The sequence below is a fragment of the Noviherbaspirillum sp. genome (assembly GCF_035627455.1).
Taxonomy (GTDB): domain Bacteria; phylum Pseudomonadota; class Gammaproteobacteria; order Burkholderiales; family Burkholderiaceae_D; genus Noviherbaspirillum.
In genome coordinates this window covers 1-25,667 of record NZ_DASPLS010000021.1, presented here as the reverse complement: position 1 = coordinate 25,667, position 25,667 = coordinate 1, and the positions used below count along the sequence as shown (strand labels likewise).

Here is a 25,667-nt window from a genome sequence, read left to right as displayed (position 1 = left end):
CGGCAAGGCGCGTATGCCACACCCCGCAGAAACCTCCGATGCCTTACCCGTTACGCACCCACCCTCGCAGCAGCGACAGCAGCTGCTGCGCATCCACCGGCTTGGCGATGTAGTCGGAGGCGCCGGCGGCGATGCATTCTTCCCGGTCGCCCTTCATCGCTTTCGCGGTCAGCGCGATGATTGGCAGCGCGCGGAATTCCGGCTTGCGGCGGATCGCGCGCATCGTCGCGTAACCGTCCATGCCGGGCATCATGATATCCATCAGCACGATGTCGACCGCCTGATCCGCCTGCAGCACCTCGATGCCGTCGCGCCCGTTTTCCGCATACAGCACTTTCATGCCCTGGCGTTCCAGCAGCGAACTCAGCGCGAAGATGTTGCGCAGGTCATCGTCGACGATGAGCACCTTTCGCCCGGCGAGGCTGGCGTCGCCGGATGCCGATGCGTCGGGCAGGCTTGCTTCGGGCGGCTGGCGGAACAGCGTGCTGTCCGCGACGAGCCGTTCCAGCAGCACCGGTCCGGACCCTGCGGCACCGCCGAATCCCGTTTTCTGCGGTTGCTTGCGCTCCAGCGATACCCGCCCGGTGCGCACGTCGTCGTCGACCATCAATGCGATGCCATCGCCTGACATCGCGCTCGTCCCCGACGGCCATGCACCGTCGGCGCCGTTCCAGGGGGCGTACAGCACTACGCGCGCCGGCAGGCCGTCTTCCTCATGTTCCGCCACGGACGCGGCATGCGGTATCCGGCGCACTTCCTGCTGCGGCAGGTAGAGCGTGAAGGTGCTGCCGGCGCAGGGCTCGCTTTGCACCCGGATTTCTCCGCACAGCAGGCGCGCGAGTTCGCGGCTGATCGACAGGCCGAGCCCGGTGCCGCCATATTTGCGTGCGGTGCTGCCGTCGGCCTGCTGGAACGCCTCGAAGATCAGCTGCAGCTTGTCGGGCGCGATGCCCACGCCGGTGTCCGTGACGGAGAACGCGAGCACCGCCTTCGCCCCGCACAGTTCCGCGTGTTCCGCCGACCATCCGTCCTTCGCCGGCCCGATGCGCAGCGCGACCTTGCCGCGGCTGGTGAACTTGAACGCATTGGACAACAGGTTCTTCAGGATCTGCTGCAAGCGCATCGAATCGGTGTACATCGCCCGCGGCAGCGCCGGATCGAGCTCGATCGAGAACGCCAGGTTCCTTGCTTCGGCCATGTGTCGGAAGGTGCGCTCGACGTAGGTGTGCAGGCTGTCGAAGCGGTACTCGCTCATCTCCAGCGTCACCGTGCCGGATTCGATCTTCGACAGGTCGAGGATGTCGTTGATCAGGGCCAGCAGGTCGCTGCCCGAGCCGTGGATGGTGTGCGCGTATTCGACCTGCGCGGCGCTCAGGTTGCCTTCCGGGTTGTCGGCCAGCTGCTGCGCCAGGATCAGCAGGCTGTTCAACGGCGTGCGCAACTCGTGCGACATGTTGGCCAGGAATTCCGACTTGTAGCGGGACGACAGGGCCAGCTGGCTGGCCTTTTCCTCGAGCGCGCGCTTGGCCTGTTCCACCTCGCGGTTCTTGCGTTCGACCTCGATGTTTTGTGCCGAAAGCTGGCTCGCCTTTTCGGCCAGGTCGAGGTTGGTCTGCCGCAGTTCCCGCGCCAGCGACTGTGACTGCACCAGCAGGCTTTCGGTGCGGCTGCTGGCCTCGATGTTGTTGAGCACGACGCCGACCGATTCCATCAGCTGGTCGAGGAAGGACAGGTGGGTGTCTGTGAAGCGCTCCATCGACGCCAGCTCGATCACCGCCATCACCTGCTGCTCGAACAGGATCGGCAGGACAACGATGTTGGCCGGCGGCGCCGCCCCCAGGCCGGAGGAAATTTCAAGGTAGTCGCGCGGCACGTTGGCCAGCAGGATACGCTGCTTTTCCTTCGCGCATTGGCCGACCAGGCCCTGGCCCGGCCTGAAACAGCGCGCCAGGTCGGACGCGAAGCAGTAGCCGTAGGCGGCCAACGCGCGCAGGACGCCGTCATCGTCCACCGCTTCCATCCGGTAGAACATGCCGTGCTGTGCATAGACCAGCGGCGCGAGTTCCGACAGGATCAATGCGGACACCGCGTCCAGGTCGCGCTGTCCCTGCAGCAGGCGGGTGAAGCGCGCCAGGTTGGTCTTGAGCCAGTCCTGCTGCGCGTTCTGCTGCGTGGTTTCCTTCAGGTTGCGGATCATCTCGTTGATGTTGTCCTTCAGGTAGGACACCTCGCCGCGCGTTTCCACCTGGATGGCGCGCGACAGGTCGCCGCGGGTGACGGCGGTCGCCACCTCCGAGATCGCCCGCACTTGGGTGGTCAGGGTCGCCGCCATCCGGTTCAGGTTCTCGGTCAGGTCCTTCCAGATGCCGGCCACGCCGGGCACCTGCGCCTGGCCGCCAAGCTTGCCTTCGCTGCCGACCTCGCGCGCCACGCGCGTGACTTCGGAGGCGAAGGAGGACAGCTGCGTGACCATGGTGTTGACGGTGGCGGCGGCCTGCAGGAACTGGCCTTCGAGAGGACGGCCGTCCGCGTGCAGCGTCGCCGTCTGCGACAGATCGCCCTTGGCCACGGCGCCGATCACGCGCGCCATCTCGGTGGTCGGGCGGGCGAGGTCGTCGATCAGGGTATTGACCGAGCGGACCATGCCGCCCCAGCCGCCGGTCGCGCCAGGCACGCAGGCGCGTTGCTCGAGCCGGCCTTCGCGGCCGACGATGCGGCTGACGCCGGTGATTTCCCGCGACAGCTCTTCATTGGCTTCCAGGATCTCGTTCATGGTATCGGCCACCTTGCCGGCCAGGCCGGTCCAGTCGGCGGGCATGCGGGCGGAGAAGTCGCCTTTCTTCAGCGCCTGCAGCGCGGACAGCAGCAGCTTCAGGTCCTCCCCGCAGAGGGAGGCGGTCGATGGTTCCATCGGAAAGTCTTTCTTAGGGATGGGCTCAGGCCAGGCTGCTGTGCATCAGGGACTGCACCAGGTCGGAGGCGGGCAGCGGCTTGCTGTAGAAGTAGCCCTGGTGCTCGTCGCAGCCGAGATCATGCAGCACCGACAACTGTTCCTCGGTCTCGACGCCCTCGGCCACCACGCGCAGCGCCAGCGCCCGCGCCATGTTTACGATGGCGGCGACGATCGCGGTGTCGCTCGCGTTCTTGCCGAGGTCGCGCACGAAGGACTGGTCGATTTTCAGGATGTCGATCGGCAGCCTCTTGAGCATGGACAGCGACGAATAGCCGGTGCCGAAGTCGTCGATGGCGATCGTGATCCCGCTTTCGCTGATTTCGCGCAGCACGGAGGTCGCCTTTTCGATGTCGCGGATCACCAGCGATTCGGTGATTTCGAGCTGGATGCTGGACGGCGGCACACCGCGCTTGCGCAGCTCGCGCGCGATGACCTCCGGCAGGTCGGCATAGATCTGCGGAATCGCCACATTGACGGCGATCGGAATCGCCGGCAGCGGCATCGCTTCCTGTTGCCAGCGCCGCGCCTGCTCGCAGGCCGCCGCGATCACCCATTCGCCGATCTGCACCAGCTGCCCGGTCTCGGACGCGGCCTGGATGAACTGGCCGCCGGACAGCAGCCCCATGCGCGGATGATGCCAGCGCAGCAGCGCTTCGACGCCGGCCACGCGGCGCGTTCGTGCGTCCACCTTGGGCTGGTAATACAGTTCGAACTCATCGTGCTCCAGCGCGTGCTGCAACTCCTGCTCGAGCTGGCAGCGTTCCAGCATGCGGATATTCAGGTCCTCATGGAAGAACTGGATCGTGCCGCGCTGTTCCTGCTTCGCATGGTACATCGCCAGGTCGGCGTTGCGCATCAGCGTCTGCATCGTCGTGCCGTCCTGCGGGAACAGGCTGATGCCGACGCTGGCCGAGGTGCGTGTCTGGTGTCCGCTCAACGGGAACGGGCGCTCGATGGCGGCAATGATCTTGCGGCCGACCTCGGCCGCCGCCGCGTAGGAGGGCAGGTTTTCCATCAGGACCACGAATTCGTCGCCGCCGAGGCGCGATACGATGTCCGACTCGCGCACCACGTCGCTGATGCGCTGCGCAACCTGCAGCAGCAGCTCGTCGCCCGCTTCGTGCCCGAGCGTATCATTGATGGTCTTGAAGCCGTCGAGGTCGAGGAACAGCAGCGCCAGCCGCTGGCCGTAACGCGCCGCCATCGCCACCGCATGCTCCAGCCGCTCGGCGAGCGAGCGGCGGTTCATCAGGCCGGTCAGGGGATCGCGGGTGGCGAGTTCGTGCGCGCGCGCCTCCGCCTGGCGCCGTTCGACGATCTCGGATTCGAGCGCCGCGTTGACGCGCTGCAGGTCGCGCATCTGCTGCAACTGCAAGTCGCGGTTCAGCAGCGCGAGCTCCTGCTTCTGGGATTCGAGCTGCAGCGTTTTCTTTGCCAGTTCGATGAAGACGCCGATCTTGCTCCACAGGATCTGCGGGATGACCGGGCTGATCAGGTAGTCCGCGGCCCCGTTCTGGTAACCCTTGAGCCGGTTCATTTCATCCGCATAGTGGGCGGTCAGGAAAATGATCGGCACGCCGGCGCTGCGAGGGTGGGAATGGATGGTCTGCGCGGTTTCGAAACCGTCCATGCCCGGCATGCTGACATCGAGCAGGATCACCGCGAAATGGTGGTCGAGCACCGCGCGCAGCGCTTCGGCGCCGCAGGTCGCGGTGACGACGTCGTAGTCGGCGCCTTGCGGGCCATTCACCAGCAGAGTCTTGAGTGCAAGCAAGCTAGCCGGGTGATCGTTGACGAGGAGTATTTTGGGCTTCTGCAATTGTCTGTCGAGGCGGCAGGGTGTCGGCGGCCGACTTGCAAGCGCTGCTGCGAAGCCGGGACGGAAGGGAGGGAGTCATCCGGGAAAAAGTTTCCTCGGACTCGCTCAGAGTCCTCTTAGAAACATGATCCGCCTCAATGTTCCCTGCCTCGCGAGAAAACTTTGCCGAGGGAAGTGGAGTGAAAGAAATATTTTCCCTGTGCATTTCCTGCCGAGGACATGCCAAAGGAGGGGGCTTACCGTAGGCGCGCCGGGCTGAGCTGCACCGGGTCGGCGCCGAAGGCCTGGATATGCGGCGGCACGCCCGCGCCGCGCAGCAGGGACGCGTACAGCTCGCCGGCCGCTGCGGAAGACTGGATGCCATAGCCGCCCTGTGCCGCCGCCCAGAAGAAACCGGGTACGCCCGCATCGAAGCCGCCGACCAGGCTGCCGTCGGGGACGAAGGAACGCAGGCCGGCCCAGGTATGCCGCGGCCGGCGGATGGTCAGCGTGGTCATCGTCTGGATGCGGTCGATCGCGAGCGCGATGTCGAGTTCCTCCGCCTGCACGTCGTGCGGCTCCACCGGGTCGGCATTGGCCGGCGAACCGAGCAGAAGTCCCGCATCCGGCTTCACATAATAGGTCTCGTCCACCCCGATGAACATCGGCCAGCGGCTGGTGTCCAGGTCCTCGGGGGGCGCGAAGGTGAAGGCGGAGCGGCGCATCGGCACCAGTCCGATCGGCGCCGCGCCGGCCAGCCGGCCCACCGCGTCGCACCAGGCGCCGGCGGCGTTGACCGCCACCGGCGCCTCGACCCGGTGCGCGCCGGCCTGCACCTGCCACACGCCGCCGCTGTAGCGCATCGCGTCGACGCCCGCATCGCACAGCACGCTGCCGCCGGCGGCGCGCAATCCGCGCAGGTAACCCTGGTGCAGCGCGTGCACGTCCATGTCGGCGGCATCCGGTTCGTACACCGCGCCGAGCACGCATTCGCGCCGCAGCGCCGGCACCAGTTCGCAGGCTTGGGCCGCGTCCAGGCGCTGCGCCTTGTCCGACACCGAACGCACGATGCGGTCATGTTCGTCCAGCAGCGCCTCCTGTCCGTCGGCCGCGACCATCAGCGCGCCGCGCGACGACAGGATTGGATGATCGGTGAAGCCGGCCGGCGGATTCTCGAAGAATGCACGGCTGGCGCTGGTCAGCGCGCGCACCTGCGGCGGGCCGTAGCTTTCAAAGTAGAGCGCGGCGGAGCGGCCGGTGCTGTGGTAGCCGGGCTGGCTCTCGCGCTCCAGCAGGACCACCTTCGCATGCGGCGCGAGCCAGTAGCCGATGGAAGCGCCGGCGATGCCGCCGCCAATGATTACGAAATCTGCCTTGATTGTCCCAGTCATCTTGTCTGCTCCCGTCCCGGCCGCTGCGGCTGCGCGAATTGTCGAATCGGGCGTGTATCTAAACACAATTTGCCGGTTCTTGCCGACCGGCCCGAACATTTCCCGCAAACCGCGCGCAACATGCCTGCGTTGAATAAAAGTCAAGCATCGTGCAAAGCGTGTCAAAAAGCGTAAGCCCGGATTGACAGTCCGCAGGCGAATGGGCGAGCATGGCGGCAGCGCGGCCGGCGCAGTCACGCGCCCGGCAAGGGCAACACACGTTTATCGCGACATAGGGAACAAGCCGGAACCCGGCAACGAATCATGGCACGCATACTGATCATCGAAGATACGCCGGCGAACATGAAACTCGCAGTGCTGATCCTGGCCAATGCCGGGCATACGGTGCTGCAGGCGGTCACCGCGAAAGAGGGGCTGGCACGGGCACGGGACGAACATCCGGACCTGGTGCTGATGGACATGCAGTTGCCCGACATGGACGGGATCGAAGCCACCCGCGTCCTGAAGAGCGATCCCGCGACCGCGGGCATCCCGGTCTTCGCCGTCACCGCATCCGCGATGAAAGGCGACAGGGAGCGCATGCTGGAATCCGGCTGTGACCAGTACATTGAAAAGCCGATCGACTACAAGCAGCTGATCGCTGCGGTCGACACCGTTTGCGGGCCGCCGCGCGGCCAGGCCTGAGCAGACCCGTTCTGCCCCGCGCGATGCAGCGCTTGCGGCAGCCGGTACTGCGAAATAGTTCTTCTTGTCATGGTCCGCTGCGGATCGCGGCGCGCAGCGGAGCACGATCGGATACACTGCCTGCTGCATATGAGCGCACTCCTCGACAATATCGTCTGGCACACGCTGTGCGGGCCCCATGCGGCGCATGCCGCCGGCTCGGGTGACGCGCGGCGTTACCTGCCGGGTTTCGTGCCCTTTGTCGGATTTGCCGATCCGGCGCACCCCGCGCTCCCGGCGCTGGCGTCCCATGTAGAACCGGGCGAGCTGTTGTACTGCGACGGCTGGGCCGGCGCTGCGCCGCCGGGGTGGACCATCGTATCGGAGTCCGTGCTCTGCAAGATGACCTGGGACGGCGGCATACCGGCTGCGAACAACGTGCCGGACGCCGCCGTGCTCGACGCGCGGCATGCGGCGGCCGCGCTCGCGCTGGCCGCGCTGACCCAACCGGGGCCGTTCAGCCTGAAGTCGATCGCGCTCGGCGAATATCTCGGCGTGTTCGAGGGATCGCAACTGGTGGCAATGGCTGGAGCGCGCGTCTGCGCCGGCGGCTTCCGGGAAATCAGCGGCGTCTGCACGCATCCCGGATTCCGCGGCAGGGGACTGGCCAGAAGCCTGGTCGTCATGCTCCTGCGCCGCCAGACGCAGCGCGGCGAAATTCCCTTCCTGCGGGTGATGCGGGATAACGGCGATGTCAGCCGGTTCTACCGGCGGCTGGGGTTTCGCGATTACCGGGAATCGGTTGCAAGGTCGTTTTCGCGCGACGCGTGAACAGCGCCTGCCTGAAGGCGCCCGGCGCGTCGCCGGAACGCCTTCCTGCGCCTCTTCCCTGCAGCGCGCCCGAGCCGCGGGCTAGGAGGCGCTAGCGTCCACGCTGCGACATGCGGCCGAGCGCGATCGCCAGCGCGGCGCCGCCAAGGGCTTTGACCAGTCCCGGATTCTGCGCATAGAAACGGCTCATCTGGTCGATGACGCCGGGATTCTCGCGCTCCGCATGCTGCGCCAGTTCCTGGAATTCCTCCGGGCTCACGCGGTCGGCATCTTCCGGCCGCACCTGCATCTGCTGCTGGCCCATCGCGCCGTTCAGAAGGCTGCCGAGCATGCCGCCGCCAAGGGCGCCGCCCAGTCCCCCACCCAGGCCGCCGCCCATGCCGCCGCCGCTTCCGCGGCTGAGTATGGAGCCGACCACGCCCGGGCCAAGCGCCCCGATCAGCTGGTTCAGCATGCCGGCGCGCTGATGGTTGTCCGCCTGGCCGAACAGCTGGCCGACCATATTCGGAAACGGCGGCGTCTCGTTCGAGCGGAATGCCTCGCTCAATCCGTCGGCCAGGTGGTCATGCGGCGAGTTCTGCGCCACATGGTCGAAATGCTGCTCTATCTCGTCCGGCGGCCGGCTCGGGTTGACGCCGCCGTACTGTTGCAGGATTTTTCCGATATCGAATCCCAGTCCCATGATGCTCTCCTATACGTCAGAAATGACAAGGGGCTGCATGCGCAGCCCCTTTCCGGTTAGCGACGGCGGTTTCCCGTCACGCGTTCCGCGCCGTATCGCACGGCGTCTTTTACCTTGTCCCAGGCGCTGCCCGGGTGATTCGACTCCCAGTCGCTGCGCAGCTGCGGTTCGACGTCATGCCACTGGTAATTCCGGTAGCGCTCGTTCCCCGCCATCGTCGTGCCGTAGCGATAGGCGGCGTCATAATCCTCGTAGCGGCCGCCGGACGAGCCGTAGGTCGACTGCCAGTGGCGACGGAATTCGTCGTCGTCGGCCGCCGTGCCGGAACCCGTGCGGCTCGTGCCGGCGCCTAGCTGCTCGACCTCGACCTCGGTCCTGCGCACCGTGTCGTTGATATCCTCGGTCCTTTGCGTGACTTCCTTGCCGATCACGACTTCCTCGACCACGCGCGCGGTCTTTGATACGACCGCCTCTTCATCCGTTTCCGTGATCTCGATCGTGCGATCCCTGGCCTCCGCCAGATCGGCGGCAGTGGCGGGTTGGTCCACCGCATGGCGCTCGACCGTGATTTCCTCATCGCGCAGCTGGACGGTCTCGTGCACCGGGATCTCGCGCACGCGCCGTATCACGCGGATGCCGCCGCGCTGCACCTGGCGCTTGCCGACCTTCAGCTCTTCCTCGATGATCGGGATGCGTGTCGCTTCCGAGGGGCCCGCGAAACGCAGCTGCGCATGGGCGGTGCGCTCCCGCTCGATGTCTTCCCGCGTGTAACGCGGCGCGGTCTCGTCGTGCCTGTTCCAGCCCTGCTGCTTCCAGTGGCCCACGCGCTCGTCAATGTCGACCGCGTTGAAGCGGCTCATCACTTCCGCCGCCCGGTCTGCTTCCGCTTCACCCTGGACCGTGACCGTCAGCACATAGCTGCCGCGGCGCACCGACTCGGCGTACACATCATGATGCGCGGACGAGTCGGCGCCGCCGAACAGGGAATAAAAGAAACCCATGATTCCGCCGTGTGCGTCGCTGGTGGACGAGGTGGTGCCCTGCGATGTGGTGCCCGCGTCATCCTTTTCCGGATTCAGCTGCACATTCGCGCGCCGGAAGCCGGCGTCGACAAGCGCCTGGACCGCGGCCTCGGCCTCGGAAAAATCGTCGTACACGCCCACCACTGTGTTGTCGAACGCGTTGCTGCCGGTATGGTCTTGCGTCACCGCCATGATATTTCTCCACTAAATTGCAAGATGCAAAATGCAAACAAAGCATTTTCCGTTGAAGGAATGACTATGAATGGATATGAGGACAATCAAGGATAGAGGTTCAATCGCGGCCAGGCGCCGGGCGGCCGGCGCCGGCGAATGAAACAGCGTTCCGCGCGCTGTAGCACGGCCCGGGCGTCTGAATCGGGGAAGGTCCGCGGCTTAATGCGCCGGCGAAGAAGAATCCGCGACTGCGGAAGCGAAAGGGGGGAGCATGCGTTCGAACTGGTCCGCGGGCAACGCATGCGAAAACACGAAGCCCTGCCCGAAGTCGCACCCGGCCTGCACCAGCCAGTCGCGCTGCTCCGGCGTTTCGATGCCTTCCGCGATCACCTTCAAGCCAAGCTTGTGCGCCATCACGATGATGGTTTCCGCGATGGTCCTGCTGCTGCTGTTGACCGCCGTGCCGCGCACGAAGGACTGGTCGATCTTGAGATAGTCGACCTCGAATTTTTTCAGATAGGCCATCGACGAATACCCGGTGCCGAAATCGTCGATCGCGACCTGGATGCCGGCGCTGCGCATGCCGAGCAGTTGGTCGGCGGTGTTCGACGAGGTATTGAACAGCATGCCTTCGGTGATTTCAATCGAAATGCTGTTCCACGCGACGCCTTGTTCGCGCAGATGCCTTCCCCAATTCAGCGCATTCTTGCGGTGCATGAACTGTACCGGCGACTTGTTGACGCTGATCTGGAATATCGACCCGGTGAGTTCCGTCCATCGCTTCGACCACGCCGCCGCTTGCATGAAAACCCAGTTGCCGATTTCGTTGATCAGCCCGCTTTCCTCCGCCAGTCCGATGAAGTCCGACGGTTGCAGCACGCCCTTTTGCGGGTGCTGCCAGCGAAGCAGCGCCTCTGCCTTCTCGATCCGCCCGCTGCGCAGGTCGACGATGGGCTGGAAATACACCTGCAGCTGGTTGCGCGGCAGTGCCTCGCGCAGCTCGCCGATCATGGTGATGCGCCGCCATGCCTGCTCCTGCATGGAACGGGTGAAGAAGCGGAACTGGTTGCGGCCGGAATTCTTCGCCACATACATCGCCTGGTCGGCATTGCGCACCAGGCGTTCCGGATCGGTGCCGTCTTCCGGATGCATCGTGATCCCGATGCTTCCCGACACATGGATGCGTTCGTTTTCCAGGTCGAACGGCCGTGCCAGCACGCCCAGGATTTTCTGCGCGATCGATTCCACATGCGCGCGGCCGTCGAGGTCGATCAGGATCACCGTGAATTCGTCGCCGCCAAGGCGTGCCACCGTATCGGCTGCGCGCACGCAGGAGCGGATGCGCAGCGCGCACTCGCGCAGCAGCTTGTCGCCCGCGGCATGGCCGAGCAGGTCGTTGACTTCCTTGAAGCGGTCGAGGTCGATGAACAGCAGCGCGACCAGTTTTCCGGTCCGCGCCGCATTGAGCACTTCCTGTTCCAGCCGGTCCCGGAACAGGTTTCGATTGGGTAAGTTCGTCAGCGAGTCGAAATTCGCGCGCCGCAGGATTTCCTGTTCGGACGAAATGTCGATCGTCGTTCCGACCATCCGGGTCGCCCGGCCGTCGGCGTCGCGATTGACGACGGCGCCGCGGGCCAGCAGCCATTTCCAGCTGCCGTCCCTGCAGCGGACCCGGTACTCGCAGGAGAGAAACGGAATGCGGCCCTGCACGCACGCCATCGTATTCGCCCTGACGCGTTCCTGGTCTTCCGGATGGGTTATGGCCAGCCAGTTTTCCAGCTTGCTGCCGATATCGTTTTCGCCGTAGCCGAGCATCGCTCTTCCGCGCGCCGACAGCGTGAAATTGCGCGAGGCGATCTCCCAGTCCCAGACGCCGTCGCCGGCCGCTTCCAGCGCCAGGTGAAACCGCTCCTCGCTGGCGCGCAGTTCGGCGCGCACGCGCACTTCCTTGGTGACGTCATAGCCGAATGCGAGGATGCCCGCTACCGAGCCTTGCGCCGAAAAAATCGGCTGGTAGACGAAATCCACATAGGCTTCAATGCACTCGGCCCCCGGCGCCGGCTGCAGCAGCAGCTTGTAGGCGCGGCCAACGTAGGATTGACCGGTGGCATAAACCTGGTCCAGCAGCCTGATCAGATCATTGTCGGCGTCGCCGGCCAGGGCTTCCCGGACCGGCATGCCCACGATAGGCCGGTGGCACACGACCTGGTAGCAGGGCTTGTTGACGATCTCGAACACATGTTCCGGGCCGCGCATGACGCAGAGGAAGCCCGGCGCATGGTCGAACACTTCCTGGATCGAAATCAGCCTGTCCGGCCCGTGGCGTCCGGCCAGCTCCGGGCCTGCGGCATCCGGAAAGACGTCAAACACGGAACGGCCCGCAATCTGGTCGCGCTGGAGCGCCCAGGCAGCGAGAAAAGATTGTGTTGCATCGACGACAGTGAGGTCTTCTGCCAGCACCAGCAATGATTGCGCCGCGGCCCGGGTTTCGGCGAAAAAATCCGTGGCTTGCATCATGACCGATTCTCCTGACCGTTTCGGGAAATGCCGCGGCCAAGGTGTCGACACAAGCGCCGCCGCGTTATTCCGGCATATTTTCCATTGGGCGGGATGGACCGCCTGATAGTTCCTGCGCGAAGAGGGGAGGGAAAGACAGGCAGCCAAGGTGCATGCTGATGTTGCCCTCAGGCAGCTGTGAGCCGGTTAGCGGCGTCAGGCGTGACCGCCGGGCAGGATATCGAAGTGCAGCACGTCTTCGCGTTTGCCAAGTTTTGAATACAGCGCGATGGCGGGCGCATCGCCGATGTCGGCCTGCACGAAGATCACGTAGGCGCCGCGCGCGGCGGCAATTTTTTTCAGTTCCTCGATCAGCGCGGTTGCGATTCCCCGGCGCCTGTACGGTGCCGCAACGGCCAGATCGTAAATATAGATTTCGCTGCGTTCCTGCTCGAACTTGTGAAGCTGGTACGCCGCCAGGCCGCCGGCTACCTCGCCATTGACGAGGGCGGCCAGTGCGATGAAATAATCGCTGCCGAGCAGGCGCGCGAGATAGGCATGGCCCGGCCGCGCGGTGCTATAAGTTTCGACCTCGGTGAATGCCGCGCCGAACATGGCGAGCATCGCTTCCATCAATCCGGCGTCGGCGCCGGCAAGCTGCCGGATATGGCAAGGATTTTTCATGGACATGGCAGGCTCCGGAAATATTGCGCTAAGCAGGCGCCGGGCCACGCCGGGAAAATCGGCGGGTCGCATGTGTTCGCGGTCGATTTAGTTGCGCAGCACGGCAACCGCATAGATGCAGGAATGCGGGCTTTCGTTCTTGAACATGCAATCGGCGGGCGGGCCGAGTTCCAGGCAGTCGCCTTCTTCCAGCGCATGGCGCGCCGCGCCTTCGATGAACACGAGCGCGCCGCGCAGCACCCAGATCAGTTGCCGCTGGAATGCATAAGCGGAGGCCGGCATCGGAATCTCGGCGCCGGGGGGAAGCTCGATATGCACCAGGTCGAGCGGCATGTCCGAACGCGGGGAAACATGCCGGCGGACATAACCGGTTTCCGGGTCGACCCAGACCGGCTGGTCCTTGCGCCGCAGCAGCCGGCCCTCGGGCATTTCGGCGCGCGCCATCAGCGTCGACATGCTGAGGCTGAACGCACCCGACAACCGTCCGAGCAGCATCGCGGTCGGGCTGCTTTCGCCGCGTTCGATTTTGTGGATCATCGCACGCGACACCCCGGAGCGCTCGGCGAGCTCGGTCAGCGACCAGCCGCGGCTTTCGCGCTCGATCCGTATGCGCGCGCCGATGCGCTGGTCGATGCTATCTAATTTAATGGACATACGTTATATTATATTGGATATCGTGAGGAACAGACTGTGGAGGGCGGGATGCAAATTCGTGACGCAACGATTCATGATGCGGAGGGAATCATGGCGATCTATAACGATGCGGTGCTCAACACCACATCGATCTGGAACGAGACTGCGGTCGACGCCACCAACCGCGTCGCATGGCTGACCGACAGACAGCGTGTCGGCTATCCCGTCCTGGTATGCGTCGATGAAAGCGGCGCGGTGCTCGGCTATGCATCCTTCGGCGACTGGCGCGCCTTCGACGGCTACCGGCATACGGTGGAGCATTCGGTATATGTCAGCAAGGCCTGCCGCGGCACGGGAATAGGAAAAGCATTGATGACTGCGCTCATCGCGCGCGCCCGCGCGCTCGGCAAGCATGTGATGGTGGCGGGTATCGAGGCGGGTAACGAGGCATCGATCCGGATGCACTTGAAGCTGGGATTCGAACAGGTGGGACTGCTCACCGAAGTCGGCACCAAGTTCGGGCGGTGGCTCGACCTGGCATTCCTGCAACTGACGCTCGACCGGCGCACGGACCCGGACGCGCCGCCGGCCGCCTGATAAGGAAACACCTGGCGGCCGGTTCGCCGCCTGATCTCTCATGCCGCGGCAGGCGGGGCGCCGGTGCCGCCGTCCTGACCGCGGTCGCCGGCTCCCGCGCACCATTTCACATCCTTGCGGCGGCCGCGCGTGCGCGACGCCGTGCCCTTATTGCCGATCCGAAAGACTCATGTATAGTACCGTTTTTTAAGGCAAATACCTTATTTGCTCCGGGCGCGGATCGCGGCACGCCGTACCGCCGGGATGGTTGCTCCAGGCGCAGCGACCGTGCCGCCGACCCGGCCGCTTTGGATTTGCGGCGGGACACGGAACAGCATCGTAGTGAGAAAAAAATAATCTGAGGCACAACATGATTTCCAGACTTTCCATCAAGTCAAGACTCGTCCTTGTACTGTCTTTCCTTGCGCTGCAGCTGATTGTCGGCGCGCTGATCGGCATCGGCAACCTGAGCATTGCCAACAGCTCCATGAAGTCGATCTACGACGACCGCCTGGTCCCGCTGGGCCAGCTCGACCAGATCGTGCGCCTGCTGAACCGGGATGAGCTGGCGATCGCCAAGGCGGTATCCGACGACCCGGAAGAGGCGGCGCGGCTGATGAACGAGGTGGACGAACACATCAAGCAAACCAATCGGATCTGGGATGCGTACATGGCCACCCAGCTGACCGCCGAGGAGCGGAAACTGGCCGAGCAGTTCGCCCGGGACCGAGGGCAATTCATCGCAGAGGGATTGATGCCGGCGGTTGCCGCGGTGCGCGCGCGCGATGGTCAGCGTGCCACGGAACTGTTGCACGGGCCGATGGAAAAGCTGTTCGCCCCGGTACGCAACGGCATCAACGACCTGATCGAGCTGCAGCTGGAAGTCGCCAGGAAGGAGTTCGAGGAACGGCAGCAAGCCTATATCTGGGTGCGCAACACCTGCATCGGCGCACTGCTGGCCGGACTGGCGCTGGCGGCCGGCCTCGGGCTGTGGCTGACCCGCGCCATCACCCGCCCGCTCGATGACGCGATCCGGATCGCCGACGGCATCGCCGCCGGCAACCTCACCCAGAGCTTCCCCTCCGCATCCAGCAAGGAGATGGACCGCCTGCTGGCGGCCCTCAGGAACATGAACGGCAGCCTGGCCAGGATCGTGGTCCAGGTGCGCAACGGCACCGACACGATTGCCACTGCCTCCACGCAGATTGCGGCGGGCAATCACGATTTGTCCTCGCGTACCGAGCAGCAGGCGTCTTCGCTGGAGGAAACCGCATCGTCGATGGAGGAGCTGACGTCGACGGTCAAGCAGAACGCGGATAACGCCAACCAGGCGAACGCGCTTGCGGCCACCGCATCCGAGGTGGCGAGCAAGGGCGGCGCGGTGGTCTCGGAGGTGGTACAGACGATGGCGTCGATCAACGAGTCGTCGAAGAAGATCGTGGATATCATCGGCGTCATCGACGGCATCGCGTTCCAGACCAACATCCTCGCGCTGAACGCGGCGGTGGAAGCGGCGCGCGCCGGGGAGCAGGGCCGCGGCTTCGCGGTCGTGGCATCCGAAGTGCGCAGCCTCGCGCAGCGTTCCGCCAACGCCGCGAAGGAGATCAAGCTCCTGATTAACGACTCGGTCGAAAAGGTCGACACCGGCGCCAGGCTGGTCGACCAGGCGGGGGCGACGATGAGCGAAATCGTCGACAGCATCAAGCGCGTGAGCGATATCGTCAGCGAGATCACCGCGGCCTCCCGCGAACAGACGGCCGGGATCGAGCAGATCAACCAGGCGATCGCGCAAATGGACCAGGTAACGCAGCAGAACGCGTCTCTGGTCGAGGAGGCGGCGGCGGCATCCGAGTCGATGCAGAACGAGGCGCGCTCGCTGGCGGATACGGTGGCGGTATTCAAGGTCGATGCGGCGGCGGGCACGCCGCGCGGCGCGGACAAGCCGGCCGCGAGACCGGCGCTCGGCGGTGCGCGCCCGGCCGTCGCTCCGGCGCGGATCGCCGCGGAGCGAGCCTCGTCCGTCAACGGCGCGGACGACTGGGAAACATTCTAGGCGCAGCGGAGCGCGCATCGCTGCCGGGATGGCAGGGTGGGGGGGCGCCGGCCCTGCCACCCTTTCAAATTCCTCTGCGGCCGCCGTCTACGCAGGCCCCGTATTCCCCCGGGCCGGGTCATCCGCGAACCGGCTGGCCAGAACGGCCGTTCATAGACTTTGCGGGTCATTTTCTCCTGTCATTGACAGAAGTCATTTCCGCTTGCTTGTCCCCCTTGCGGCTGCATGACACCATAGCCGCAGCGGTCGGCGCCGGGTGGCGCGCCTGTCACGTAAAAGGCTTCTTATGACTTCGTTCAGGAATACCCTCCGGCGTGTTTCCCTGTGTGCGGCGCTGCTGCCGGCGCTGGCCGCTTGCGGCGGCAGCGCCGAAGAGCCGCGCGTGGAGACTGCGCAATTCATCGCGATGGCGAAGGCAGCCGCCTGCACCGAAAGCCGCAACCGGCTCTATGTCATCGACGACATGAACGTGTTCTGGGACACCGCCGGCGACTGCCCCTACGCATCGCCGGTCTCGAAGCTGTTCGCGAAGACGCCGGGCGACCTGCTGTGCACGTACACCGGCAGGCCGGGCGGCGCTTTTACCGTCTGCAATGACAACGCGTTGCGCGAGATGTTCAGCAGCCTCGTCGCCAACCGCGACAAGGCCGGCCTCGGCCTCGGGACCGGGCACACGGTCCAGGAAATCCCGTTCTAGGCTCGACGCCGCCGGCCCGTCGAAATGAAGGTCCTGCGTTAAGTGACCATGCATTTTGCCGGCTACGCCGGCAAATCGTCTCGCACCTGCGTGCACGGCAGGGGCGGTGCGCCTGCCGTTTCGCACGATTGATCTTCCGCAAACCGTACCTTGACCTGCCGCCATCGACCCTGTTCCGATTCGTGATCTGCTGATAGTGGCAGCTCCCCGTGCCACATACACATAGGAGACAGACGATGCAGAGCAGTTCACTACGATTGCTGGCGGCAGCCGGCCTCGCGTTGCCGCTGTTTGCCGCGCACGCGGCAAACGACAAGACGCTGCGGACCACGGAGTACGGATTGGTCGAGGGCATAGCGGACAAGGCGACCAATACCTGGGCATGGAAAGGCGTGCCCTATGCAAAACCGCCGGTCGGCGCACTGCGCTGGCGCGCGCCGGCCGATCCCGACAAATGGAGCGACGTGCGCGCGGCGAAGAGTTACGCTCCCGCCTGCGCGCAGTACGGCCGCATTTACGGCCCAGGCGCGAACAACCAGTACGATGAAACCATCGGCACCACGCTGAACCAGGCGGTCGGCAAGGAAGACTGCCTGTACCTGAACATCTGGCGTCCCGCCAACGCCAAGCCGAACCTGCCGGTGATCGTGTTCTTCCACGGCGGCAGCAATGTCTCCGGGTATACCGCCGACCCGATGTATGACGGCGGCAACCTGGCCAAGACCACCAACTCGGTCGTCGTCACGGTCAACTTCCGTCTCGGCGTGCTCGGCTTTTTCAACCTTGCGCAGCTGAAGGAGGGGGCCGACCCGGATAGCGCGAGTGGCAATTTCGCGATTCTCGACAGTATCAAATCACTGGAATTTCTGCGCCGGAACATCGGCAATTTCGGCGGCGACCCGCAAAACGTCACGATCATGGGCGAATCCGCCGGCGCGATCAACGTCTATGCGCTGCTGACCTCGCCGAAGCTGGCCGGCGCGCAGGCCAGGCTGTTCCACCGTGCGGTGCCGCTGAGCGGCGGCTTGTCGCTGGCATCGAACCTGCCGCGCGGAACAATTCCGACGATGTCGCCGGAAACCACCTATGCCGCGCAGGGCATCGCGCTGCTGAGCAACCTGCTGATCGACGACGGCAAGGCGAAAGACGAGGCCGAAGCGCAGGCGTACGCGGCCAGCCTGACGACGCAGCAGATCGCCGACTACATGCGTTCGAAGACGCCCGAGCAGATCTTCAAGGTGCTGCTCACCAAGCTCTCGCTCAAGGGGCTGGCAGGCTCGGGGCCGATTCCGGAGGGCCGGGTAGTGTCGTCCGACCCGGTAACGGCCATCCTGAACAACCAGTATGTGCAGGTACCGGTGCTGGCGGGCAATACGCGTGACGAAGGCAAGCTGTTCCCCAGCTTCCTGACGCTGGTAAGCGGCATCCCGGGCAGCGCGCGCATCCCCACCGACCGGCAGTTGTTCGAAAACCACTTCAACTACCGGCCGAACGATCCGCCGCAGACGAGCGTGGAGCAATGGATCGCAGAGGGCTACCGGCCGGTGGACGCGCCGGTGACCGGCTTCACCGCGCGCGCCGAGCAGTTCAACCGCATCTTCTTCCTGGCCAGCCGCGACAACATCCTCAACGCGCTGAAGACGAAGCAGCCGGATGTCTGGTACTACCGCTTCGACTGGGATGAGCAGCCGGCGCCGTGGAATGCCATTTATGGCGCCGCGCACCTGTTCGACCTGCCTTTCGTGTTCGGCAATTTCGGGCCGTCGCTGATGGCCAACATCATGAACACCGACGCGAACCGCCCGGGAAGACTGGAACTGTCGGATGCGATGATGCGCAGCATCGGCACCTTCGCCAGGCGCGGCGATCCGAACAACGACGCGCTGGGCGTGTACTGGCCGGTGTGGCCCGCCGGGCTGATCTTCGATGCAACGCAGACGCAGAAGAGCATCTCGGTGCAAAACATTCCGCCGGCGCTGCCGTAACGCAAAGGGCGGGGCCGGCCGGCGCCCGCCCGTGTGGCGTGAGGCGCGGCGCCGGAAGCGATGCGCGCTCGCGCTTCTCAGTCGTCGATCAGCGGCGTGAAAGGCTGCACCAGGTCCTGCTCGGCCGGATGGTTTCTTGCGACCACCGCGCGGGCAGGCATGTCGGCGCTGAGATTGATTGCTTCATGCGGAACGCCGGGCGGCACGAACAGGAACTCGCCGGCCCGGCTGATGGTTTCATGCTCGAGTGACGGTCCCCAGCGGGTGCAGACTGTTCCTTCGAGTACATAGATCCCGGTCTCGTAGCCGATATGGATATGGGGCTCGGCGCGCGCGCCAGGCGGAATGACGACCAGGTGCATCGACAATCCGGAAGCATTGACCGTATCCCCGGAAATGCCGACAAAGTAAGGCAGCCTCTGGCGCGTCATGACTTCCGGGCCGGGGCGCACTGCTTGCACTTTCGCCTGCAAGTGATCCATGGATAATACCTCCGAAGGGTGGTACGGCAGCCTGTTGCTGGCGACCCGGGAAGCGCGCTGCTGGCGCGGGCCGGACGCATTCAGTGTAGGCAAGGCCGCCGGCGCCGGCAACAGCCGGATGGTTGCCACCGCATCAAGAGGCGGCGAGGCTGCTGCCGCGCGGTTTTTTTGCAAGGCATTGTCGAATTCACGCCGCCCGGATCGTCGTAGGTAAGGAGCGAGAATGTTCCGAAACTCAACCGCAAGGAGACCAAAATGCGATTCATGATCCTGATTAAAGCCGACCAGAACAGCGAAGCGGGCGTGATGCCCAGCGAAGAATTGCTCACCGAGATGGGACGCTTCAACGAAGAACTGGCGAAGGCCGGCGTCCTGCTGGCCGGCGAAGGCCTGCATCCGAGCGCGAAAGGCGCGCGCGTGCGCTTTTCGGGGGCGGACCGGAAGGTGATCGACGGCCCGTTTGCCGAGACCAAGGAGCTGATCGCGGGCTTCTGGATCTGGAAGTGCGCGTCGCTGGCCGAGGCGATCGACTGGGTCAAGCGCTGCCCGAACCCGATGCCGGGCGAATCTGAGATCGAGATCCGGCAGGTGTTCGAGGCGGAAGACTTCGGCGACGCGCTGACGCCGGAATTGCGCGCGCAGGAAGAGCGGCTGCGCGCGCAGGTATCGGGGTAGACGCCGCGCACAAGATCCGGGCAGGGGCGGGCGCATCCGGGCAATGGCCTTAACGGCGCGCCATTTCTTTGTGTTTGCTCAGAGCCAATCCGGCGGCATCCGGTACTCTGGGCACATGCCGGCTTAGCTCAACTGGTAGAGCAGTTCAGGTGTAATGAACAGGTTGGGGGTTCGATTCCTTCAGCTGGCACATCGCCTTCCTCGCGCAGCGCTTGACACATCAAGCGGGCGGCCACCGGCCGCCTGCACGCGGCACTTCGCCGGTGCATGTTGCGGACAAGCCTGTGTGCGGCACCGCTGCAATTGACGCCTTCAGCCTTCAGCCTTCCGTCTGCACGCGAAAGCGGCGCTGGCGCTGGGCTTCGATCTCCGCCGGCGTCATCACCCCGGTCTTGATCAGCACATTGTTCATGTACTCGTTACGCTGCGCCGGCGTATGCTGGAGCGCCATCACATAGCCATCCGTCATGCCTTTCAGGTGCTGCACCTGCCCCGACAATTTCTTGCCTTTATCGATACCTTGGCGGTAACCGTACAAGCGGCCGCTGTGATAACCGATCCAGTAGACGAGGGCCGCGCCGACGAGGACGGCGAGGATGGTCATTAGAACTTGTTCGCTGCTCATGAAATATTCTCTGACGGCAATGCGGGCATGTTACACCGCGTTTCCGCATGCGTCATTGCCCGTCCTGACAACTACGAGCAAAGGAAATGCTTCGGGAGCTGTGTCAGCGCGGCGCGCGCCGCGGTTCGGAAGAAAGGGAGGCGGCATGCGCGTGCTGCGTCCTGGCTCTGCTTTGCATGCCGAACCTGCAACCACGCGCCATGAGCGCTTGCGCTACCGTTCCGCCGCGGCGAAACGGTAGTGCTGCGCCTGGTTTTTCAGCGGATCAGGCGGCGACGTACAGGGCGGTGGCGGCAAGGACGGCGGAAATCGGTGCCACCATGCCGACGCCGCAGATCAGCCGCCGGGCCGTCGCCTGCACTTTCGCATTGACACGCACCCGGCGCTCGCGGATGATCCGCTCGAAGTGCGCCTCGGCCAGCAGGTCCGCAGCCAGTCCTTCGGTCGATTCCAGCCTTTCAGCCTGACGCGCGATCTCGGACTCGTTCAGGTGCATGTTGCGCAGCGCCGCGGCGTAGTCCCGCCTGAATTCGGAAGTGATGGTCATCATTTCAAGACTCCTTTCAATGCTGAAATGACTGCTCTAGGGAAATTATAGAACTCCCGAACACGGCCGAAAGGGGGAGAGGCGGTCTTTGCGAAATCCCTTGATCCAACTTAGTTCTGGCGCCGCAATGGCGCCTCATGCGCCCGCTTCCTCGCGATAACGCACGCACTCGGTCTGCACCGCCTCCCGCACGATCTCCGCCAGCCGGCGCGTTCCCGGCCCGGCGCTGTCGGGGTCGGCCAGCACCAGGTACAACTGCGCGAAGCGCTCCCCGCCGTCGCGCAGCGCCAGCGGCTTCAGGCTGCCCGCATGCAGCTCGTCGCGTATCTTCTCCTCCGGCATCCACGCAAATCCATAGCCCATGCGCACCGCCTCGATGGAAGTCGCGCTGTTGCTGACCGTCCAGCGCTGCGCGGTGTCGAGCATGGTGCGCGTGTCGCGCCGGGTGCCCGATTCGCGCACCACCAGATGCCGGTGGTGCCGGAAATCCTCCATCGTCAGCGGCCGCCCGAGCTGGTGCAGCGGGTGGTCCGGGCTGGCCACCGGAATGAAGCGCAGGCGCATCAGCGGCATGCCGAGAAAGCCCGGCGGCACCATGCCGGTGATCGCCATGTCCACCTGGCCGGCAAGCAGCGCTTCCGTCGTTCCTCCCAGCACCGACTCGATCAGTTCAACGCGGGTATGCGGGCTTTCCTCCGACAACCGCCCCAGGCAGTGCAGCATCAGCCAGGTCGGGAAAATGATTTCCGCCGCAATCCGGATTTCCGCTTCCCATCCCGCCGACAGGCGGCGCGCGGCACGTTCCAGCGAGGCCGACTCTTCCAGCAGCGCGCGCGCGCGCCGGTAGAGGAATTGCCCGGTCGGCGTCAGGATCGCCTTGCGTCCCTGGATCTCGAAGGCCTTCACCCCGAGCAGCGATTCGATCTTCTGCACTGCATAGGTGACCGAGGATTGGCTCTTGTGCAATTTCTCCGCCGCCTGCGCATAACCGCCGGTATCGACCACGGCGATCAGTGCCCGCCATTGTTCCAGGGTGATGTATTGGGTATCCATTATCAGATGGGTAGATAGATTAACGCTAATTATTCTACTTTTTTATCGACTCAATAAATAGTTAAATGAACCTACCCAATCACTTGAGGAGGAAAACCATGCAAACCCTGCTACAACTGAATACCAGCCTGTTTACCGGCGACGGCCAGTCCACCCGCCTGTCGAATGCCTTCGTCGACGCCTGGCAAAGTGCCAACCCGCAAGGCAAGGTCATCGTGCGCGATCTCGCGGCGGACCCCGTGCCGCACCTGGATGCGCAGCGTTTCGGCGCCTTCCTGTCCAAGCCGGAAGAGCGCACCGCGCAGCAGCAGGGAATCGTCGATTTTTCCGATGCGCTGATCGAGGAGATCCGCGGCGCCGATGTGATCGCGCTTGGCCTGCCGATGTACAACTTCGGCATTCCGTCGACGCTCAAAGCCTATTTCGACCACATCGCGCGCGCCGGCGTGACCTTCCGCTATACCGCTACCGGCCCGGTCGGCCTGCTGACCGGCAAGAAGGTGTATGTGTTCGCCGCCCGCGGCGGCCAATACGTGGGCACGCCGGCGGACACGCAGACTGCCTATGTGCGCGACTTCCTGCGCTTCATCGGCTTGTCGGATGTCGAGTTCGTGTATGCGGAAGGCCTCGCGCTGGGCGAGGAGGGCAAGCAGGCTTCGCTCGCCAGGGCCGAAGGCGTGATCCGCCAGCTGGCGCAGCCGCTGCGCGCCGCCGCCTGAGGCGATGCTGCCCGGGGCCGTGTCCGGCCCCGGAGCGGCGCCGCGCTTTCGGGCACAATGAAAACCTGCATTCCACTGTCCTTTGCAAGGAGCTGCCATGAACACCACCGTCACCACCCGCACGCTGCAACGCGTGATCGAAGGCCTCGCCACTTCCGACGGCGCCGGCGTCAAGCTGCGCCGCAGCCTCGGCCAGGGGCAGGGCAGCCGTCTCGATCCATTCCTGATGCTGGACGAATTTTCCTCGGACAATCCGGGCGATTACATCGCCGGCTTTCCGCCGCATCCGCACCGCGGCTTCGAAACCGTCACCTACATGCTGGACGGCCACATGCGGCATGAAGACCACCTGGGCCATGTCGGCGAGCTCAAGAGCGGCGGCGTGCAGTGGATGACGGCCGGGCGCGGCATCGTGCATTCGGAAATGCCGCAGCAGGAGCAAGGGCGCATGCGCGGCTTCCAGCTGTGGATCAACCTGCCGGCGAAGGAAAAGATGAAGCCGGCCAGCTACCGCGACATTCCGCCGTCCGAGATCCCGGTGGCGGCGCTGGCCGGCGGCGGCACGGTGAAGGTGATTGCCGGCAGCCTGGAAGTCGATGGCAGCAGGGTTGCCGGCCCGATCCAGGGACTGTCGACCGATCCGCTGTATGCGGATGTCGTGTTGCCGGCAGGCGCGGTATTCTCGCAGCCGTTGGCCGACGACCGCAATGCCTTCCTGTATGTGTACGAAGGCAGCGCGACGGTCGGCCCGCCGGAAGCGCCGCGGCCGCTGAAGTCGCAGAGCGCGGGCGTGCTGTCGCCGGGCAGCCGGGTGGAGGTGACGGCCGGAACCGACGGCGCCCGATTCCTGCTGCTGGCCGGCCGGCCGTTGCGGGAGCCGGTGGTGCAATACGGTCCGTTCGTGATGAATACCGTCGAGGAAATCGAGCAGGCCATTACGGACTATCAAAGCGGCAAATTCACCCAGGCCGCCGCATGAGCGGATAATGGGTGGACCTGTCTTCGGAGGACCATCCATGACCTTCTCGCTCATCAAGCCGCATGTCAAGGACCTCGGCGGCGGCTTCACCGTCCGCCGCCTGTTGCCCAGCCATCCGCACAAGATGGTGGGGCCGTTCATCTTCTTCGATCACATGGGACACGTCCGCTTCGCTCCCGGCGAAGGGCTGGACGTGCGCCCGCATCCGCATATCGGCCTGGCCACCGTCACCTATCTGTTCGAAGGCGCGATCCTGCACCGCGACTCGCTTGGTACGGTGCAGGAAATTCATCCGGGCGACGTGAACTGGATGACCGCCGGCGACGGCATTGCGCATTCGGAGCGCTCGCCCGACGCGCTGCGGCGCGCAGGCGGCGCGCTGCACGGCATCCAGACCTGGATCGCGTTGCCGAAAGAGCACGAAAGAACAGAGCCTTCCTTCGAACACCATCCCGGCGTCGCGCTGCCGACGGTGTCGCAGGACGGCGTCGAGCTGCGCATCATCGTCGGCTCCTTCTTCGGCAAGACCTCGCCGGTGACCAGCTATTCGCCGATGTTCTACGTCGCGGCCGAGATGCAGCCCGGCGCACGGCTGGAGATCGCGCCGGACTACACGGAACGGGCGGTTTATCTGGCCGAAGGGGAGCTGACGCTCGACGGTGAAGCTTTGCCGGAAAGACACATGGCCGTGCTGCCGGAGGCGCAAGCCCTTACAATAGAGGCAAAAACACGGGCGCGTGTCATGCTCCTGGGCGGGGAACCCATGGATGGCGACCGCTTCATCTGGTGGAATTTCGTTGCAAGCAGCAAGGAAGCGATCCAGCAAGCGAAGGAAAGATGGCGCGCGCAGGGATTCGGCAAGGTGCCGGACGAAACCGAATGGATTCCGCTGCCGGATGAACCGAAGCCGGCCGAATCTTTCAGTTAAACTTCGTCCCTTGCTTCAATGAGGACGCTTCAGAATGAACAACCACGGAGAGCACATGACGGCGCAAGCCGGCTCCGGCAAGATTTTCAACCACGTCGCCACGTCGCTGCTGCCGACCCGGCACGGCGAATTCCGCATCCATGTCTACCAGCCGGTCGGCGAAACCGTCGAGCATGTCGCGATCGTCAGGGGCGAGCCCGGCGGGCAGGAGCGGGTGCTGGTGCGGGTGCATTCCGAATGCCTGACCGGCGACGTGCTCGGATCGCTGCGCTGCGACTGCGGCGAGCAGCTCGACGCGGCGCTGGCAAGAATCGCCGAGGAAGGCCTGGGCGTGGTGGTTTACCTGCGCGGCCATGAGGGCCGCGGCATCGGCCTGGCGAACAAGATCCGCGCCTACCAGCTGCAGGACCAGGGACAGGATACCGTCGAGGCAAACCTCGCGCTCGGCCTGCCGGTCGATACGCGCGACTACCAGGTCGCCGCGCAGATCCTGGGCGACCTTGGCATCCGCACAATCCGGCTGATGACGAACAACCCGAAGAAGATGAAGAAGCTGGCCGATTACGGCACGCAGGTGGTCGAGCGGGTGCCGGTGCAGATGCCGCACACGCCGCATAACATCGGCTACCTGCGCACCAAGCAGAAGAAGCTGGGGCACATGCTGGATTTCGAGCAGGACTGAACTTCACACCCGCGGACGCCGGCATGAAGCGCTGGCGAACACGCAACAAACCCGTGTTTTCTTGACCTGAGCGCGTCGCGCCGCGCTTAACTCTCTGTAATATGTTGATGTGCGGTAACTACTGCCGTATATTGAGTACAAGGGAGTACCGCCGCGACGATGCTAGCGATCCTTGATCCCAAAACCCTGGGGATTGCGTACGCAATCCTGCTGCTGACGCTGGCCGGCATGATGGTGTTTGTGCTGCGCACGCGCAAGACCTATGCAGGGTTCACGCACTGGACCACTTTCAATGCCTTGCTTGCGGCGGGCGCGCTGCTGCTGATCCTGCGCGCCGTG

Annotated in this window: 24 protein-coding genes and 1 tRNA gene; 13 read left to right on the top strand and 12 right to left on the bottom strand. The window is 64.6% G+C overall.

The features are described from left to right. Positions 1 to 43: 43 nt before the first annotated feature. The 3 genes from VEC01_RS03960 to VEC01_RS03950 all read right to left on the bottom strand — a co-directional run bounded on the left by VEC01_RS03960 (position 44) and on the right by VEC01_RS03950 (position 6,142). Complete coding sequence (locus tag VEC01_RS03960) at positions 44 to 2,911, bottom strand: response regulator (protein ID WP_324898972.1); 2,868 nt, start codon at positions 2,909 to 2,911, stop codon at positions 44 to 46. A gap of 25 nt (positions 2,912 to 2,936) precedes the next feature. Next, positions 2,937 to 4,772: a two-component system response regulator gene (locus VEC01_RS03955; protein WP_324898970.1), complete on the bottom strand. Its 1,836-nt coding sequence runs from the start codon at positions 4,770 to 4,772 to the stop codon at positions 2,937 to 2,939. Positions 4,773 to 5,008: 236 nt separating this feature from the next. Next, on the bottom strand, positions 5,009 to 6,142 hold the full coding sequence (locus VEC01_RS03950; protein ID WP_324898968.1) for an FAD-binding oxidoreductase: 1,134 nt from the start codon (positions 6,140 to 6,142) through the stop codon (positions 5,009 to 5,011). Positions 6,143 to 6,445: 303 nt separating this feature from the next. On the opposite strand from VEC01_RS03950, the gene VEC01_RS03945 reads away from it, so the two are divergent. Together VEC01_RS03945 and VEC01_RS03940 are read left to right on the top strand one after the other, a co-directional pair. Next, positions 6,446 to 6,826, top strand: a complete 381-nt coding sequence (locus tag VEC01_RS03945; protein WP_324898966.1) for a response regulator — start codon at positions 6,446 to 6,448, stop codon at positions 6,824 to 6,826. 129 nt (positions 6,827 to 6,955) lie between these two features. After that, entirely contained in the window at positions 6,956 to 7,636 is a 681-nt protein-coding gene (locus VEC01_RS03940; protein ID WP_324898964.1) for a GNAT family N-acetyltransferase, read from the top strand. 91 nt (positions 7,637 to 7,727) lie between these two features. On the opposite strand, the gene VEC01_RS03935 is transcribed toward VEC01_RS03940, so the two are convergent. From VEC01_RS03935 to VEC01_RS03915, 5 genes are all read right to left on the bottom strand, one after another. Beyond that, positions 7,728 to 8,318 carry a hypothetical protein gene (locus VEC01_RS03935; protein WP_324898962.1) on the bottom strand — a complete coding sequence of 197 codons (591 nt, stop codon included), beginning with the start codon at positions 8,316 to 8,318 and terminating at the stop codon, positions 7,728 to 7,730. Between the two features lie 56 nt (positions 8,319 to 8,374). Beyond that, complete coding sequence (locus VEC01_RS03930; protein WP_324898960.1) at positions 8,375 to 9,532, bottom strand: YsnF/AvaK domain-containing protein; 1,158 nt, start codon at positions 9,530 to 9,532, stop codon at positions 8,375 to 8,377. A gap of 201 nt (positions 9,533 to 9,733) precedes the next feature. After that, complete coding sequence (locus tag VEC01_RS03925) at positions 9,734 to 12,031, bottom strand: putative bifunctional diguanylate cyclase/phosphodiesterase (RefSeq protein WP_324898958.1); 2,298 nt, start codon at positions 12,029 to 12,031, stop codon at positions 9,734 to 9,736. A gap of 195 nt (positions 12,032 to 12,226) precedes the next feature. After that, positions 12,227 to 12,694 (bottom strand): AAC(3)-I family aminoglycoside N-acetyltransferase, encoded by a 468-nt coding sequence (locus tag VEC01_RS03920; protein WP_324899004.1) that lies wholly within the window; start codon positions 12,692 to 12,694, stop codon positions 12,227 to 12,229. Between the two features lie 87 nt (positions 12,695 to 12,781). Further along, a complete protein-coding gene (locus tag VEC01_RS03915; protein WP_324898956.1) occupies positions 12,782 to 13,348 on the bottom strand; it encodes an XRE family transcriptional regulator in 567 nt (188 codons plus the stop codon). A 48-nt stretch (positions 13,349 to 13,396) separates the two neighbouring features. Between VEC01_RS03915 and VEC01_RS03910 the strand changes: the two genes are divergently transcribed. The 4 genes from VEC01_RS03910 to VEC01_RS03895 all read left to right on the top strand — a co-directional run bounded on the left by VEC01_RS03910 (position 13,397) and on the right by VEC01_RS03895 (position 18,638). Continuing rightward, positions 13,397 to 13,924, top strand: coding sequence for a GNAT family N-acetyltransferase (locus VEC01_RS03910; RefSeq protein WP_324898955.1), 528 nt, complete (start codon positions 13,397 to 13,399; stop codon positions 13,922 to 13,924). A 349-nt stretch (positions 13,925 to 14,273) separates the two neighbouring features. After that, positions 14,274 to 15,956 carry a methyl-accepting chemotaxis protein gene (locus tag VEC01_RS03905; RefSeq protein ID WP_324898953.1) on the top strand — a complete coding sequence of 561 codons (1,683 nt, stop codon included), beginning with the start codon at positions 14,274 to 14,276 and terminating at the stop codon, positions 15,954 to 15,956. A 286-nt stretch (positions 15,957 to 16,242) separates the two neighbouring features. Next, positions 16,243 to 16,653: a hypothetical protein gene (locus VEC01_RS03900; protein ID WP_324898951.1), complete on the top strand. Its 411-nt coding sequence runs from the start codon at positions 16,243 to 16,245 to the stop codon at positions 16,651 to 16,653. Between the two features lie 236 nt (positions 16,654 to 16,889). Next, positions 16,890 to 18,638: a carboxylesterase/lipase family protein gene (locus tag VEC01_RS03895; protein WP_324898949.1), complete on the top strand. Its 1,749-nt coding sequence runs from the start codon at positions 16,890 to 16,892 to the stop codon at positions 18,636 to 18,638. A 77-nt stretch (positions 18,639 to 18,715) separates the two neighbouring features. On the opposite strand, the gene VEC01_RS03890 is transcribed toward VEC01_RS03895, so the two are convergent. Continuing rightward, a complete protein-coding gene (locus VEC01_RS03890) occupies positions 18,716 to 19,120 on the bottom strand; it encodes a cupin domain-containing protein (protein WP_324898948.1) in 405 nt (134 codons plus the stop codon). Between the two features lie 255 nt (positions 19,121 to 19,375). Between VEC01_RS03890 and VEC01_RS03885 the strand changes: the two genes are divergently transcribed. Both VEC01_RS03885 and VEC01_RS03880 read left to right on the top strand, forming a co-directional pair. Beyond that, on the top strand, positions 19,376 to 19,795 hold the full coding sequence (locus VEC01_RS03885) for a YciI family protein (RefSeq protein WP_324898946.1): 420 nt from the start codon (positions 19,376 to 19,378) through the stop codon (positions 19,793 to 19,795). A 117-nt stretch (positions 19,796 to 19,912) separates the two neighbouring features. Further along, positions 19,913 to 19,985 (top strand) — tRNA-Thr (locus tag VEC01_RS03880). A gap of 129 nt (positions 19,986 to 20,114) precedes the next feature. Here the strand turns inward: VEC01_RS03880 and VEC01_RS03875 are convergent. The 3 genes from VEC01_RS03875 to VEC01_RS03865 form a co-directional block, all read right to left on the bottom strand. Then, positions 20,115 to 20,420, bottom strand: a complete 306-nt coding sequence (locus VEC01_RS03875) for a hypothetical protein (RefSeq protein ID WP_324898944.1) — start codon at positions 20,418 to 20,420, stop codon at positions 20,115 to 20,117. Between the two features lie 265 nt (positions 20,421 to 20,685). After that, the gene (locus VEC01_RS03870; protein ID WP_324898942.1) at positions 20,686 to 20,970 is read right to left on the bottom strand and encodes a hypothetical protein; all 285 of its coding nucleotides are present in this window, start codon (positions 20,968 to 20,970) and stop codon (positions 20,686 to 20,688) included. 132 nt (positions 20,971 to 21,102) lie between these two features. After that, positions 21,103 to 22,020 carry a LysR family transcriptional regulator gene (locus tag VEC01_RS03865; protein ID WP_324898940.1) on the bottom strand — a complete coding sequence of 306 codons (918 nt, stop codon included), beginning with the start codon at positions 22,018 to 22,020 and terminating at the stop codon, positions 21,103 to 21,105. A 98-nt stretch (positions 22,021 to 22,118) separates the two neighbouring features. Between VEC01_RS03865 and VEC01_RS03860 the strand changes: the two genes are divergently transcribed. From VEC01_RS03860 to VEC01_RS03840, 5 genes are all read left to right on the top strand, one after another. Further along, positions 22,119 to 22,739, top strand: a complete 621-nt coding sequence (locus VEC01_RS03860; protein ID WP_324898938.1) for an FMN-dependent NADH-azoreductase — start codon at positions 22,119 to 22,121, stop codon at positions 22,737 to 22,739. A 97-nt stretch (positions 22,740 to 22,836) separates the two neighbouring features. Continuing rightward, on the top strand, positions 22,837 to 23,718 hold the full coding sequence (locus VEC01_RS03855) for a pirin family protein (protein WP_324898936.1): 882 nt from the start codon (positions 22,837 to 22,839) through the stop codon (positions 23,716 to 23,718). Positions 23,719 to 23,755: 37 nt separating this feature from the next. Beyond that, positions 23,756 to 24,646 (top strand): pirin family protein, encoded by an 891-nt coding sequence (locus VEC01_RS03850; protein WP_324898934.1) that lies wholly within the window; start codon positions 23,756 to 23,758, stop codon positions 24,644 to 24,646. Between the two features lie 34 nt (positions 24,647 to 24,680). Next, on the top strand, positions 24,681 to 25,328 hold the full coding sequence (gene ribA, locus VEC01_RS03845) for a GTP cyclohydrolase II (RefSeq protein ID WP_324898932.1): 648 nt from the start codon (positions 24,681 to 24,683) through the stop codon (positions 25,326 to 25,328). A gap of 159 nt (positions 25,329 to 25,487) precedes the next feature. Beyond that, a partial coding sequence (locus tag VEC01_RS03840) for a hypothetical protein (protein WP_324898930.1) occupies positions 25,488 to 25,667 on the top strand: 180 nt, incomplete at its 3' end.